Annotated in this window: 8 protein-coding genes; 3 read left to right on the top strand and 5 right to left on the bottom strand. The window is 62.6% G+C overall.

Annotated elements, in window-relative coordinates:
• Positions 1–3: 3 nt before the first annotated feature.
• Genes ACZ5RT_RS10550 through ACZ5RT_RS10540 form a run of 3 tightly spaced genes read right to left on the bottom strand, consistent with a single transcriptional unit; the run spans position 4 to position 1,820 of the window.
• Positions 4–606, bottom strand: a complete 603-nt coding sequence (locus ACZ5RT_RS10550) for a chromate transporter (protein ID WP_464452409.1) — start codon at positions 604–606, stop codon at positions 4–6.
• Positions 603–1,199, bottom strand: a complete 597-nt coding sequence (locus ACZ5RT_RS10545) for a chromate transporter (RefSeq protein WP_291923565.1) — start codon at positions 1,197–1,199, stop codon at positions 603–605. Before ACZ5RT_RS10545 ends, ACZ5RT_RS10550 begins: the two co-directional genes overlap by 4 nt.
• 21 nt (positions 1,200–1,220) lie before the next feature.
• On the bottom strand, positions 1,221–1,820 hold the full coding sequence (locus ACZ5RT_RS10540) for an IMPACT family protein (RefSeq protein WP_464452408.1): 600 nt from the start codon (positions 1,818–1,820) through the stop codon (positions 1,221–1,223).
• Between the two features lie 142 nt (positions 1,821–1,962).
• On the opposite strand from ACZ5RT_RS10540, the gene ACZ5RT_RS10535 reads away from it, so the two are divergent.
• Positions 1,963–4,335 carry a YgiQ family radical SAM protein gene (locus ACZ5RT_RS10535; protein WP_464452407.1) on the top strand — a complete coding sequence of 791 codons (2,373 nt, stop codon included), beginning with the start codon at positions 1,963–1,965 and terminating at the stop codon, positions 4,333–4,335.
• A gap of 22 nt (positions 4,336–4,357) precedes the next feature.
• Here ACZ5RT_RS10535 and ACZ5RT_RS10530 read toward each other — a convergent pair whose 3' ends face one another.
• Positions 4,358–6,997: a [protein-PII] uridylyltransferase gene (locus ACZ5RT_RS10530; protein ID WP_464452406.1), complete on the bottom strand. Its 2,640-nt coding sequence runs from the start codon at positions 6,995–6,997 to the stop codon at positions 4,358–4,360.
• A 1-nt stretch (position 6,998) separates the two neighbouring features.
• The gene (gene map, locus ACZ5RT_RS10525) at positions 6,999–7,814 is read right to left on the bottom strand and encodes a type I methionyl aminopeptidase (RefSeq protein WP_108426368.1); all 816 of its coding nucleotides are present in this window, start codon (positions 7,812–7,814) and stop codon (positions 6,999–7,001) included.
• Positions 7,815–8,017: 203 nt separating this feature from the next.
• Between map and ACZ5RT_RS10520 the strand changes: the two genes are divergently transcribed.
• Entirely contained in the window at positions 8,018–9,361 is a 1,344-nt protein-coding gene (locus ACZ5RT_RS10520; protein ID WP_464452405.1) for an NAD(P)H-dependent oxidoreductase, read from the top strand.
• 247 nt (positions 9,362–9,608) lie between these two features.
• The gene (gene purL / locus ACZ5RT_RS10515) at positions 9,609–13,595 is read left to right on the top strand and encodes a phosphoribosylformylglycinamidine synthase (RefSeq protein ID WP_464452404.1); all 3,987 of its coding nucleotides are present in this window, start codon (positions 9,609–9,611) and stop codon (positions 13,593–13,595) included.
• Position 13,596 lies beyond the last annotated feature (1 nt).

Below are 13,596 nucleotides of genomic sequence, written 5' to 3'. Positions count from 1 at the left end.
GGCTCAAACCCAGCCCAGCCCACCGAGCAGGGCACCCAGGCCGATCAACCACAGCATGTGGACCCGGGTGCGCCAGACCACCAGGGTGGTGACGGCGGTCAACACGTACAAAGGCCAGTCGCGTGCAGGCTGGTTGTGGCTGATGGTGAGCAGCCAGGCCGTGCTCAGCAAAAGCGCAATCACGATGGGAGCCATGCCCGATTTGAAGGCTCGGATGCCCAGCTTGTCGCGGTGTTGGTGCGCCCAGCGCGTGGCCGTGTAGGTCAGGATGGAAGAGGGCAGCATGATGCCCAACATGGCCAGCAACACACCCAAACTGGCCAGGGCAGCACTGAACCAGCCGCCGCCCAGACCAGCAGCGGCGTTCAAGCCCACGTTGAAGCCCATCAGCGCCACAAACAAAATATTGGGCCCTGGTGCAGACTGCGCCAACGCAATCGACGAGGTGAATTGCGACTCGCTCAGCCAATGTGTTTCATCCACCAGGTAGCGGTGCATGTCCGGCGAGGTGGTGATCGCGCCACCTACGGCCAGCAGCGACAAAGAGGCAAAGTGGCTGAACAGGCTCAGCCAATCCTGGACCGACAGTTGAAGCACCGGGTTCATGGCCAACCCCGGGTCTGGCTGGCTTGTCGTGCCAGTTGCAGATAGGCCCAAGCACAGGCCATCAAGCCCGTGCCCAGCAGCACCACAAACAAGGGCCATCGCAATACCCCAACCCCAGCGAAAGTGGCTACAGCCAAAGCGATGCAGACCGGTTTGCCCATCGGGTTGTGGCGCAGGGCCGTGATCAGTTTGAGGCCCACCGCCGCAATCAGACCCGCCGAGACCGCGCCCATGCCACGCAAGGCGCCTTGTGCCCACGGCTCTTGCGACACGCCGCCAAAAGCCACAGCCAACAGCAAAACCACCACCAAGGGGGCGGCCAGCATGCCCGCCACGCCTGCCAAAGCACCCGGCAGGCCAAAGTAACGACCGCCGATCATCAGTGAGAGATTGACCACATTGGGGCCGGGCATGACCTGGGCGACGGCCCAGTCTTCGACAAATTGCTCGCGGGTCATCCAGCGCTTTTTCTCGACCAGTTCGCGCTGAACCACAGCCAAAACGCCACCAAAACCCTGCAGTGCCAGCAGGGTGAAAGACACAAAAAGATCGGTTTTGGAGCGCGGGCTGTTCAAGAGGACAAGTTCTGACATGCCGCCATTATCCGGGGGACTTCAAGCCCCTTGTTCGGTGTCCAGCCAAATCAACTGGCCGCGCCCACTCTCGTTCAGGCGCATCACCAAGGCCACGGCTTGGGTTTCTGGCAATTCAAATTGCAGGCTCACCATGCTGGCGTGTGTGACGCTGTTCAACACGGCTTGTACTCCCTCCAGCTCCCTGCGAACGAGGCCTTCCAGTGCATAGGGCACGCTGCAGGCCAGATGCTGTGTCTTGATCCGTGCCACCTTGTCTGCTGTCAATAAGGCTTGCGCCACCGCGTCGGTGTAAGCCCGCACCAGACCGCCTGCACCCAGCTTCACGCCGCCAAAATAACGCACCACCGAGGCCATCACGCCGTCAAGGTCCTGGTGCCGTAGTACCTCCAGCATGGGGCGACCGGCGGTGCCGCCCGGTTCACCGTCGTCGTTGGCGGCCGACTGCCCACCCGCGAGCAGAGCCCAGCAGACATGGGCGGCGTCCGGGTGCCGGGCCTTGAGTTGCGCCACACGGTTGAGCGCTTCGTCACGCCCAGAGACCGTTTCGACGCAGGCGATGAAACGGCTTTTTTTGATGATCAACTCGTGGTGAGCGGGACGGGCGAGCGAGAACGGCATGGCTCGATTGTCCTGGATGCGGCGATGGCCGGATTCAAACCACCCGGTCATGCGGATTTGCCTCTTTTTGGCTGAATACCCGCTGCTTTCTCAAGCCCACCCCCGAACCCCTACACTAGCGGGTTATCCCGATACCGAGCCCATGAACGCCTTCACCGACGTCTCTTTCTTCCCGCGCGACGCCAAGCCGCTGACCAGTTACCGCAAGTACTGGGCACAGCGCTTTGGCACGGCCCCATTTTTGCCGATGAGCCGCGAGGAAATGACCCAACTGGGCTGGGACAGCTGCGACATCATCATTGTCACCGGTGACGCCTATGTCGACCACCCCAGCTTTGGCATGTCTGTCATTGGCCGCATGCTGGAAAATCAGGGTTTTCGGGTCGGCATCATCGCCCAGCCCGACTGGACCAGTGCCGAGCCCTTCAAGGCCCTGGGCAAACCCAACCTGTTTTGGGGGGTGACCAGCGGCAACATGGATTCCATGATCAACCGCTACACGGCGGACCGCAAAATCCGCAGCGACGACGCCTACACCCCGGGCGATGTGGGCGGCAAGCGGCCCGACCGCGCCGCCATCGTCTACAGCCAGCGCTGCCGCGAGGCTTTCCCGGAAGTGCCCATCGTGCTCGGCGGCATCGAAGGCAGCCTGCGCCGTATCGCGCATTACGACTACTGGTCGGACAAAGTGCGCCGCTCCATCGTGGTGGACAGCAAGTGCGACCTGCTGCTGTACGGCAACGCCGAGCGGGCGATTGTCGAGATCGCCCACCGCCTGGCTGCCCGCGAGCCGGTGCAGCAGATCACCGACGTGCGCGGCACCGCCTTTGTGCGCCGCGAAACGCCCGAGGGCTGGTTTGAGATCGATTCCACCAGTGTGGACACACCCGGGCATGTGGAGGCCCACATCAACCCGTATTTGATGATCTCGGACCAGGCGCGGGAGCAGGGCGCCACCTGCGCCCGTGAGGAAGAAGCCAAGGAAGTGGCCGATGCCCACAACGCGCAAAACATCGAAGCCGATTTGTCCACCGCCGTGGCCCAGGCCCGCACCGTGCATGCAGCCATACAGCCGCTCACTTTTGTGCCCAACCCCGCTTTGCGTGGCAAAGGCACCCACAAAGTCCCGCCCCGCGACAAAAGCGTGATCCGCCTGCCCAGCTACGAGCAGGTCAAATCCGACCCGGTGCTCTATGCCCACGCCAACCGCGTGCTGCACCTGGAAACCAACCCCGGCAACGCCCGCTGCCTGGTGCAAGCGCACGGGGAGGGCTCCACCGCCCGTGACGTGTGGATCACACCGCCGCCCATCCCGCTGACCACCGCCGAGATGGACCATGTGTTCGATCTGCCGTATGCCCGCAGCCCGCACCCGCGCTATGCCGACGAAAACGGCAGCCACGACCACGCGACCAAGATCCCGGCGTGGGAGATGATCCGTTTTTCGGTCAACATCATGCGCGGCTGTTTTGGCGGCTGCACCTTTTGCTCCATCACCGAGCACGAAGGCCGCATCATCCAGAGCCGCTCCGAAGAATCGGTCATCCGCGAGGTCGAAGACATCCGCGACAAAGTCAAAGGCTTCACCGGCGTCATCTCTGACCTGGGCGGCCCCACGGCCAACATGTACCGCCTGGGCTGCCGCAGCCCCGAGATCGAATCGGCCTGCCGCAAACCCAGCTGCGTGTTCCCCGGCATCTGCCAGAACCTGACCACCGACCACGGCCCGCTGATCAACATGTACCGCCGGGCCCGCAACCTGAAGGGCATCAAGAAAATCTTGATCGGCTCGGGCCTGCGTTACGACCTGGCCGTGCAGTCGCCCGAGTACGTGAAAGAACTGGTGCAGCACCATGTGGGCGGTTACCTGAAGATTGCGCCCGAGCACACCGAGGGCGGCCCGCTGTCCAAGATGATGAAGCCGGGCATCGGCACCTACGACCGCTTCAAGTCGATGTTCGACAAGTACAGCGAAGAGGCCGGTAAGAAACAGTTCCTCATCCCGTACTTCATCGCCGCCCACCCGGGCACCAGCGACGAAGACATGATGAACCTGGCCATCTGGCTCAAAAAGAACGGTTTTCGCGCCGACCAGGTGCAAACCTTCTACCCCAGCCCCATGGCCACGGCCACGGCCATGTACCACTCCACCCGCAACCCGCTGCGCAAAATTACCCGCGACAGCGAAAAGGTGGACATCGTCAAAGGCGATAAACGCCGCCGCCTGCACAAAGCGTTTTTGCGCTACCACGATGCCAACAACTGGCCGCTGCTGCGCGAAGCCTTGAAAGCCATGGGTCGCTCAGACCTGATTGGTAACGGGAAACACCATTTGATCCCGAACTGGCAGCCGCTGGCCGAAGAGGGCTACAAGAGCGCCCGACGCAAGAACAGCACGGGCGCTGGGGGGAAGTCATCGGTGGCTTTGTCGACCGCGGCCAAGCGGTCGGGTCAGCCGAAAAAAGGCCAGATGCTCACGCAGCACACCGGTCTGCCACCACGCCGAAAAGCATGACCAAGAGGCCAGTTGACTGGCCTCACCCAGCCTGCAGCGCTGCCAGCAGCTCCGTCTCGATCTCGATCTGCGCCTTGTTTTGCTGCAACTCAGCGCCGCTGATCAGGAAGGTGTCTTCGACGCGTTCGCCCAAAGTGCTGATCTTGGCAAGTTGCAGGTCAATGCCGTGCTTGGCCAGAACGCGGGCGATGCTGTAGAGCAGGCCATTGCGGTCGCTGGCCGAGATGCTGAGCAGCCAGTTTTGCGCTTTTTCGTCGGGTTTGAGGGTGACCCGTGGGGTGATCGGGAAGCTTTTCACCCGGCGTGACACCCGGCCTTTGGTGGGCGTGGGCAGGGGGCCTTGGTGCTCCAGCGTCTGTGTCAGGCCCGATTCGACCATGGTCATCAGCTCCCGGTAATGCTCAGGCAGCATGGTGGTGACGATCTGGAAAGTGTCCAGCGCCCAACCGCTGCGGGTGGTGTGGATCTTGGCGTCCAGCACGCTGAAGCCTGATTGGTCAAAATGCCCGCAGATGCGGGCAAACAGGTCTGCTTGGTCAGGTGTGAACACCAGCACTTGCAAACCTTCTCCGACGGGGGAGGGGCGGGCCCGCACAATGGTCCGCGATTGTTCCGGCGCAGGCCTGGCCACGTGCCGTGAGAGCTGCCGTGCATGCCAGGCGATGTCGGACGCATCGTGGCGCATGAAGTAGCTCACGTCCAGGGTGTCCCACAGGGCCTTGTGGCCTTCATGCGGTTGGGCCTGTCGGGCCAGTTCGATGAGCGCCTCCCGCTTGCGGGCTTCCACCTCGGCATTGGCGTCGGGGGCGCGGCCACCGAGCACACGCAGGGTGGATTTGTAGAGGTCTTCCAGTAGCTTGCCTTTCCAGGCGTTCCACACTTTGGGGCTGGTGCCCCGGATGTCGGCCACCGTGAGCAAATACAGGGCCGTGAGCCGACGCTCATTGCCGACGCGCTGGGCAAAGCGGCCGATGACTTCCGGGTCGCTCAGGTCTTCTTTCTGGGCCACATGGCTCATCGTCAGGTGTTCACCCACCAGAAATTCGATCAGTTGCGCATCCGCCTTGTCGATTTGGTGTTGACGGCAAAAGGTGCGCACTTCGGTGCACCCCAGTTTGGAGTGGTCACCGCCGCGGCCTTTGGCGATGTCGTGAAACAGCGCGGCCGTGTACAAAATCCAGGGCTTGTCCCAGCCCCCCGCCAGCTGCGAGCAAAAGGGGTACTCGTGCGCATGCTCGGGCATGAAAAAGCGCCGCACATTGCGCAGCACCATCAGGATGTGCTGGTCCACCGTGTAGGCGTGAAACAGGTCGTGCTGCATCTGGCCCACGATGCGCCGGAAGACCCACAGATAACGCCCCAGCACCGAGGTCTCGTTCATCAGGCGCATAGCGTGCGTGATGCCCTGGGGCTGTTGAAGGATCTGCAAAAACGTCTGGCGGTTGACCGGGTCGGCGCGGAAACGCCCATTCATGATGGCCCGTACGTTGTATAGCGCACGCAGGGTTCGGGCCGAAAAGCCTTTCACACCCGGCGTGGCCTGGTACAGCAAAAAGGTCTCGAGGATCGCGTGGGGGTGCTTTTGGTAGAGGTCGTCGCTGGCCACCTCGATCAGGCCCGCTTTTTCAAAGAAGCGCTCGTTCAGGGGCCGGAAATCGTTGACGGATTCACCCCGATCGGCTTTGAGCCGGTCTTCGATGTTGAGCAACAGGATCTGGTTGAGCTGCGTAACTGCCTTGGCGGCCCAGTAGTATTGGCGCATCAGCTTTTCGCTGGCACGCAAAGCCAGTCGGCCTTCCGGCGTCACGTCGGACGCATAGCCAAACGACTCGGCCACATTGGTTTGCAGATCAAACACCAAACGGTCTTCGCGCCGCTTCGCTTGCAAATGCAAGCGGGCACGGATCAGACCCAGCAAGGCTTCGTTGCGTTTGATTTGCCGCGCTTCCAGCGCTGTGGCCAGGCCTTTGCGGGCCAGCTCGTCCCAGCTTTGGCCCAGGCCTGCGGCACGGGCCACCCACAAAATCACCTGCAGATCGCGCAAGCCACCGGGAGACTCTTTGCAGTTGGGCTCCAGGGCATAAGGCGTGTCTTCGAATTTGGTATGACGCTGCCGCATTTCCAGGGTTTTGGCCACCAGGAAGGCCTGCGGGTCCATGGCCGCGAGGAACTTTTTTTGAAACTCGGCAAACAAACGGGTGTTGCCGGTCACACGGCGGGACTCCAGCAGCGAGGTTTGCACCGTGATGTCTTTGGCCGACTCGGCCAGGCACTCGCTCAAGGTGCGCACGCTCGCGCCAATTTCGAGGCCCGTGTCCCAGCAGCTGCCGATGAAGCGCTCGAGCTGGCCTTGCAACTCGGGGTTGTTTTCTGGTGATTGGCCGTCCGGCAAAAGCACCAGCACATCCACATCGGAATAAGGAAACAGCTCGGCCCGGCCGAAGCCGCCCACGGCCACCAGACACAGCTCGGGCGAAAAGCCAGCGTTGTGCCACAGCTCAATCAGCAAACCATCGGCCAGGATGGACAGTTGACGCAAGGTTTGTTTCAGGCCCCGCGTGACCGCACCGCTGTGGGCCAGTGTGTGCAAAACAGTCGCTTTGTCTTGCTTGTAGCTGTCGCGCAGAGCAGCCAGATCGGCCGTGGGGACCGGGCCGTCCATGTCAGGCGATGGCTTTTTGGGTGATGAAAGCCGGGATGGGCGGGCTACCCGCCGACAAGGTCAACACCTCGTAGCCGGTTTCGGTGACCGCCACCGTGTGCTCCCATTGGGCGGACAAGGAGTGATCTTTGGTGACGATGGTCCAGCCATCGCCCATTTCCTTGATGTCACGTTTGCCCGCATTGATCATCGGCTCGATGGTGAAGACCATGCCAGGGACCAATTCGGTCAGGGTGCCAGGTTTGCCGTAGTGCAACACCTGCGGCTCTTCGTGGAATCCGCGCCCAATGCCGTGGCCGCAAAACTCGCGCACCACCGAAAAGCCGTGACCTTCGGCAAATTTCTGAATAGCGTGGCCAATGTCGCCCAGGTGGGCGCCGGGTTTAACCTGCTCAATGCCTTTCCACATGGCTTCATACGTCAGGCTGGCGAGTCGTTTGGCCGCAATCGAAGCTTCGCCCACATGGAACATGCGGCTGGTGTCACCGTGCCAGCCATCCTTGATGGTGGTGATGTCGATGTTGAGCGAATCGCCTTTTTTGAGCGGCTTGTCGTTCGGGATGCCGTGGCACACCTGATGGTTGATCGAGGTGCAGATCGATTTGGGGTAGGGCTTGTAGCCGCCGGGTGCGTAATTCAGCGGGGCCGGAATGCAGCCTTGCACATTGACCATGTAGTCATGGCAGAGCTTGTCAATCTCGTTGGTGGTGATGCCCGGTTTGATGAATGGCTCGATGTAGTCGAGGACTTCCGAGGCCAAGCGGCAAGCCACGCGCATGCCTTCGATGTCTTCGGCGGTTTTGATGGTGATCGTCATGGGGTCGAATTATCCCATTGAGTGATTCGGAGTGCTTGGATGGAGGCCATCAATCGTTTGGGTCGGCGGGTCGCGCGCGAGACTTTTTTGAGGGCCGAGCGTCGACCATGGCACGCAGAGAAAGGGTAAAGTGGATCAAATATTTGGCAAGCCGAGATCGCTTGCTGAGCTGCACTGTGATTGGATGAACCGAAAGCCTCCGCATGAACCTGCACGCCAAACTCCTGCAACGCGCAGCTGAAAACCGCCCCATTCGCATCGGTCTGATCGGCGCGGGCAAATTCGGCTCCATGTACCTGGCGCAAATTCCGCGCACCCCCGGCGTTCACCTGGTGGGCATTGCCGATTTGTCGCCCGCCAACGCCCGCGTCAATCTGGCCCGCGTGGGCTGGGACCCCGAGCGCCTGACCGCCAAAAGTCTGGACGATGCCGTCAAACACGGCACCACCCATGTGGGCGACGATTGGCAAACCCTGGTGCGCCACCCGGCGGTGGACGTGGTCGTGGAATGCACCGGCTCACCCCTGCATGCGGTGGACCACATTCTGGAAGCCTTTGCGAACCGAAAGCATGTGGTCAACGTGACGGTAGAGGCCGACGCCTTTTGCGGCCCCTTGCTTGCCACCCGCGCGCAGACGGCGGGCGTGGTGTATTCGCTGGCCTTTGGTGACCAGCCTGCGCTCATTTGCGATCTGGTGGACTGGGCCCGCACCTGCGGTTTTCCGGTGGTGGCGGCAGGCCGTGGCCACAAGTGGTTGCCGCATTTTTCTGAATCGACACCCGAAACCGTCTGGGGCTATTACGGCCTCACGCCCGAGCAGGCCGAGCGCGGCGGCCTCAACCCCAAAATGTTCAACAGTTTCCTCGACGGCTCCAAGCCCTCGATCGAGAGCACCGCGGTGTCCAACGCTACGGGCCTGGGCGTGCCCAGCAACGGCTTGCTCTACCCGCCCGCCAGCGTCGAAGACATCCCCTACGTCACCCGCCCGATCTCGGAAGGCGGTGTGTTGGAGCGCAAGGGCATGGTGGAGGTGATCTCCAGCCTGGAAAAAGACGGCCGCCAGATCCCTTACGACATCCGCATGGGCGTGTGGGTCACGGTCGAGGCCGAGACCGACTACATCAAGAACTGTTTTGAAGAGTACAACGCCCACACCGATCCGTCTGGCCGTTACTTCACGCTCTACAAGCGCTGGCACCTGATCGGTCTGGAAGTGGGCGTGAGTGTGGCCAGCGTCGCCCTGCGCAACGAACCCACGGGCGTGGCCATCGGCTGGAACGCCGACGTGGTGGCCACCGCCAAACGCGACCTGAAACCCGGCGACATGCTGGACGGGGAGGGTGGCTACACCGTCTGGGGCAAGTTGCTGCCCGCCGCCACCTCCAAGCGCATGGGTGGCGTGCCGCTGGGCCTGGCACACGGCGTCAAAGTCATTCGCCCGGTGGCCAAAGGGCAAAGCCTGACTTGGGACGACGTGGCCATGGACACCAGCACCCACGCCTACCAAATCCGGCGCGAGATGGAGGCGACTTCGGTGCTGGGTTGAGTACTCCCACCCGTTTTATTTGGTATGCCGTGCTGCTTGGGTGGCGCGGCATCGCTGTTTTGGGAGGTCGACAGGCCACTGCGCAGCACCAAACCGACGCTTTTTTCTCTGCTGAAAAAGACTGATCTCTGATCTGTCTATCTGCCCGTCCAATCAGGGTTTCCCCGGCTAAAATACTGCCTTTGCCGACCAGCCCCAGTCAGCGGCCTCGGCGCTACGGTTTTCCGTCTCTTTACAAGGCCACCCCGTGTCCCTGCACATCACGACTTTCGAAGGCGCCAGCGCCCTCAGCGACTTCCGCATGGCCCAGCTTTTGTCCCGCCTGGCCACCGTTTCACCTCAAATTCAAGGCATTTCTGCCCGTTTTGTCCACCTGGTGGCCACCACGACGCCCTTGCAGGATGCCCAGAAAAAAACGCTTTCAGCCCTGCTGACCTACGGCGAGCCCTATGCCGGACCCACCGATGGCCCGGTGATCGTGGTCAGCCCGCGCATCGGCACCGTCTCGCCTTGGGCGTCCAAGGCCACCGACATTGCCCACAACTGCGGTTTTGACGTGCGCCGCATCGAGCGCCTGACCGAATACCGCTTGACCCTGAAATCCGGCCTGCTCGGCACCGCCAAGTTGACGGCCGATCAGTTGGGTCAGGTCGCTGCCCTGCTGCACGACCGCATGACAGAGTCGGCCATGCCCAGCCGGGACGAGGCAGCGGCCTTGTTCACCGCGCTGGACCCTGCGCCCATGGAACATGTGGACGTGCTGGGTGGCGGTCGCGCTGCGCTGGAAGCGGCCAACAAGGCCTGGGGCCTAGCCCTGGCCGAAGACGAGATCGAGTATTTGGTCAACGCCTTCAACGGGCTCAAGCGCAACCCCACCGACGTGGAGTTGATGATGTTCGCGCAGGCCAACAGCGAGCACTGCCGCCACAAGATTTTCAACGCCGAGTTCACCATCGACGGCGTGGCCCAGCCCAAGAGCCTGTTCGGCATGATCCGCAACACGCACCAGCTGAGCCCCCAGCACACCGTGGTGGCGTATTCCGACAACGCCTCGGTGATGGAAGGCCACCAGATTGAACGCTTTGTGGCCAGAACTTCGGGGCAGGGCGCGGCTTACGAAGCCGAACAGGCTTTGCACCATGTGCTGATGAAGGTCGAGACCCACAACCACCCGACCGCGATTTCGCCGTTTCCCGGCGCATCCACCGGTGCGGGCGGCGAAATCCGCGACGAAGGCGCCACGGGTCGCGGCTCCAAGCCCAAGGCGGGCTTGAGTGGTTTCACCGTGTCCAAACTCTGGGGCGGCCTGAGCGACCAGCCGGGCGGCAAGCCCGAGCACATTGCCAGCCCCTTGCAGATCATGACCGAAGGCCCTTTGGGGGGCGCAGCCTTCAATAACGAGTTTGGCCGCCCCAGCCTGACAGGGTATTTCCGCGAGTACGAACAAACCGTGGACGGCGTGGTGCGCGGCTACCACAAGCCCATCATGATCGCGGGCGGTCTGGGCCAGATCGACGCGATTCAGACGAAAAAGATCGAATTCCCGGCGGGCACGCTGCTGATCCAGCTGGGCGGACCGGGCATGCGCATCGGCATGGGCGGCGGTGCAGCCAGCTCCATGGCCACGGGCACCAACGCGGCCGAGCTCGACTTCGACTCGGTGCAGCGCGGTAACCCCGAGATCGAGCGCCGCGCGCAAGAGGTGATTAACCACTGCTGGGCGCAGGGCGCCAATAACCCGATCCTGGCCATCCACGACGTGGGCGCGGGCGGTTTGTCCAACGCCTTCCCCGAGCTGACCAACGATGCGGGTCGTGGTGCGCGCTTTGATTTGCGCGCCGTGCCGCTCGAAGAGTCGGGTTTGGCCCCCAAGGAAATCTGGTCCAACGAAAGCCAGGAACGCTATGTGATGGCCATCGCACCCGAGTCTTTGGAACAGTTCAAAGCCTTTTGCGAGCGCGAGCGCTGCCCGTTTGCGGTGGTGGGCGTGGCGACCGAAGAACGCCAGCTGGTGCTGGAAGACAAAGGCCAGGAATCGCCCGTGGACATGCCCATGGACGTGCTTCTGGGCAAGCCGCCCAAGATGCACCGCGATGTGAAGACGGTGGTGCGTCAGTCGCCTGCGATGGACCTCACTGGCGTCAGTCTGCAACAAGCCGTGATCGATGTGCTGAGCCACCCCACCGTGGCGTCCAAGCGCTTTCTCATCACCATCGGCGACCGCGCCGTTGGGGGCCTCACGCACCGTGACCAGATGGTCGGCCCGTGGCAAGTGCCCGTGGCCGACGTGGCCGTGACACTGGCCGACTACCAAGGCTTTGCAGGTGAAGCCATGAGCATGGGCGAGCGCACCCCGCTGGCTTCGCTCAATGCCGCGGCGTCCGGCCGCATGGCGGTGGCCGAAGCCATCACCAATTTGCTGGCCGCGCCCATCGAGCTGCCCCGCGTCAAGATGTCCGCCAACTGGATGGCCGCTTGCGGCGAGCCGGGCGAAGACGCCGCTTTGTACGAAACCGTCAAGGCCGTGGGCATGGAGCTGTGCCCTGCGCTGGACATCTCGATCCCCGTTGGCAAAGACAGCCTGTCAATGCGCACGCAATGGAACGACAAGGGTGAGACCCGCAAGGTAACTTCGCCCGTGAGCCTGATCATCACCGCCTTTGCCAGCCTGCCTGACGTGCGCGGCACGCTCACGCCGCAGCTGGACGCCCAAGAAACTGACACCAGCTTGCTGTTGATCGACCTGGGCCAAGGCCGCAACCGCATGGGCGGCAGCGTGCTGGGCCAGGTGCTGGGCCAGTTTGGCGACAGCGTACCCGATCTGGAAGACCCGCAGGCGCTGGTCAATCTGGTCAAGGCCATCAACACCTTGCGCGCCCAAGGCCAGATCCTGGCCTACCACGACCGCAGCGATGGCGGCTTGCTCGCCGCTGTGGCCGAAATGGCCTTTGCCGGTCATGTGGGCGTGGCCCTGAACGTGGACATGCTGGTCACCGAGGGTGACGGCATCACCGACAGCCGTGCCGACCATGGCGACGCCAAAAACTGGGCAGGCCAGGTCAGCGCCCGCCGCGAAGAACTCACCCTCAAGGCCCTCTTCAACGAAGAGCTGGGCGTGGTGCTGCAGGTCCGCACGGCCGAGCGCAATGCGGTGCTGCAAACCCTGCGCGAGCACGGCCTGTCCAAGCACACGCACGTCATTGGCAAGACCCGTCCGGTGCAATCGACCATCCAGAAAGGCGTGGGCGAACTGAGCATCTGGCGCGACACCAAAGAGGTGTTTGCCGCCAAGCTGGAAGACCTGCACCAGGTCTGGGACAGCGTGAGCTGGAAGATTTGCCAGCAGCGCGACAACCCCGCCTGCGCCGATGCCGAACATGCCGCTGCTGGCCGCGCTGACGACCCCGGCATGCATGTGGCGCTGAGCTTTGACCCGGCTGAGAATGTGGCCGCGCCGTTTTTGAACCTGTCGCGCCCCAAAGTGGCGATCTTGCGCGAGCAGGGCGTCAACTCGCATGTGGAAATGGCCTACGCCTTTCACAAAGCGGGCTTCGAGTCGCACGACGTGCACATGACCGATTTGCAATCGGGCCGCGCCAACTTGGCCGACTTCCAGGGCTTGGTCGCTTGCGGCGGTTTCAGCTACGGCGACACGCTGGGCGCTGGCATTGGCTGGGCCCGCAGCATCACTTTCAACCCGACCTTGGCTGAGCAGTTCAAGGGCTTTTTTGGCCGCGCCGACACCTTCGGTCTGGGCGTGTGCAATGGCTGTCAGATGTTTGCGGAACTCGCCGACATCATTCCGGGCGCTGAGGCTTGGCCGCGCTTCACCACCAACCAGAGCGAGCGTTTTGAAGCCCGCCTGTCCATGGTCGAGGTGCTGGAATCGCCCAGCCTGTTCCTGCAAGGCATGGCAGGCAGCCGCCTGCCGATTGCCGTGGCGCACGGGGAAGGCTTTGCCAACTTCAAGCACCGGGGCAACGCCGCACAGGCCATTGCCGCGATGCGCTTTGTGGACAACCATGGCCAGGCGACCGAGCAGTACCCCTTCAACCCCAACGGCAGCGCGGGGGGGCTCACAGCCGTGACCACGTTGGATGGCCGCTTCACGGCCATGATGCCGCACCCCGAGCGCGTGTTCCGCAATGTGCAGATGAGCTGGACCAGCGGCGACATCTCCTCCACCAGCCCTTGGCTGCGCGTGTGGCAAAACGCCCGCAAGTGGGTCGGTTGAC

The organism is Limnohabitans sp. TEGF003 (assembly GCF_055395455.1).
The sequence above is the reverse complement of the archived record's forward strand: the minus strand, read 5'-3'. Positions and strand labels throughout refer to the sequence as shown.

Excerpts from the sequence above, each read along its gene's own strand:
- ACZ5RT_RS10540 (WP_464452408.1), bottom strand. The coding sequence starts at position 1,820 with ATGCCGTTCTCGCTCGCCCGTCCCGCTCACCACGAGTTGATCATCAAA.
- map (WP_108426368.1), bottom strand. The coding sequence starts at position 7,814 with ATGACGATCACCATCAAAACCGCCGAAGACATCGAAGGCATGCGCGTG.
- ACZ5RT_RS10535 (WP_464452407.1), top strand. The coding sequence starts at position 1,963 with ATGAACGCCTTCACCGACGTCTCTTTCTTCCCGCGCGACGCCAAGCCG.
- ACZ5RT_RS10530 (WP_464452406.1), bottom strand. The coding sequence starts at position 6,997 with ATGGACGGCCCGGTCCCCACGGCCGATCTGGCTGCTCTGCGCGACAGC.
- ACZ5RT_RS10520 (WP_464452405.1), top strand. The coding sequence starts at position 8,018 with ATGAACCTGCACGCCAAACTCCTGCAACGCGCAGCTGAAAACCGCCCC.
- ACZ5RT_RS10550 (WP_464452409.1), bottom strand. The coding sequence starts at position 606 with ATGAACCCGGTGCTTCAACTGTCGGTCCAGGATTGGCTGAGCCTGTTC.
- ACZ5RT_RS10545 (WP_291923565.1), bottom strand. The coding sequence starts at position 1,199 with ATGTCAGAACTTGTCCTCTTGAACAGCCCGCGCTCCAAAACCGATCTT.